The sequence below is a fragment of the Burkholderia sp. Ac-20344 genome (assembly GCF_017104975.1).
Lineage (GTDB): Bacteria > Pseudomonadota > Gammaproteobacteria > Burkholderiales > Burkholderiaceae > Burkholderia.
In genome coordinates this window covers 1-835 of record NZ_JAAGPP010000386.1, presented here as the reverse complement: position 1 = coordinate 835, position 835 = coordinate 1, and the positions used below count along the sequence as shown (strand labels likewise).

At 72.2% G+C, this 835-nt stretch carries 2 protein-coding genes; both read left to right on the top strand.

All coding sequences use genetic code 11. The annotated features are described in order from the left end of the window. A partial coding sequence (gene mdcG / locus G3N64_RS39270; protein ID WP_205788918.1) for a malonate decarboxylase holo-[acyl-carrier-protein] synthase occupies positions 1 to 396 on the top strand: 396 nt, incomplete at its 5' end. Further along, positions 393 to 835 (top strand): triphosphoribosyl-dephospho-CoA synthase (locus G3N64_RS39265; protein ID WP_205788917.1); only part of this gene is annotated, 443 nt, incomplete at its 3' end. The genes mdcG and G3N64_RS39265, both read left to right, overlap by 4 nt.

Here is an 835-nt window from a genome sequence, read left to right as displayed (position 1 = left end):
CGCCGTGCGCCATGCGTCGTGCTCGCGGCCGCGCCCGACGCATGGCGCACGGCGTTGCGCGCGCTCGATGCGCTCGGCGCGCGTTGCGGCGTGCAGGGCCGCGTGTTCGGCAGCCTCGCATGGCAGGCACTGACGGGCCAGCGCTACCTGAGCGAGTCGTCCGATCTCGACATCGTGTTCCCGCTGCCGGATTCCGCATCGATCGCGCCGCTGCTCGACGGCCTCGCGGCGATCGACGCACGCGCGCCGATGCGCATCGACGGCGAACTGCTGCGCGACGACGGCGCGGGCGTCAACTGGCGCGAATTGCATGCGCGGCAGCCTGAAGTCGCGGTCAAGACCGCGATCGCCGTCGAACTGATACCGGTCGACGCATTCACCGGAGGCATGCGATGAGCGCGTGGGCTGCCTGCCGAGTACCGGCGCCGTCCGAAGCCGAGCGCATCGCCGAACTGGCCGAGCGCAGCCTCGTGCTCGAGATCGAGACCTATCCGAAGCCGGGGCTCGTCAGTCATGTCGACACCGGCAGTCATTCGGACATGGATGCCGCGACGTTCGCCCGCAGCGCCGCGGTGCTGCGGCCGTACTTTGCCGAGCTGGCCGACGCGGGCGCGCGCGATGCGGACATGGCCGTGCTGCGCAAGATCGGCCTGCGTGCCGAGCACGCGATGCTCGCGGCGACCGGCGGCGTCAATACGCATCGCGGTGCGATCTTCGGGCTCGGGCTGCTGTGTGCGGCCGCGGGGCGGCGCACGACGCCGGGGACCCCGCCGGGCGGCATGACGCTCGGCGCGTTCGACGCCCGCCGCTGGGGTGCCGATATCCTCGGCGGTCC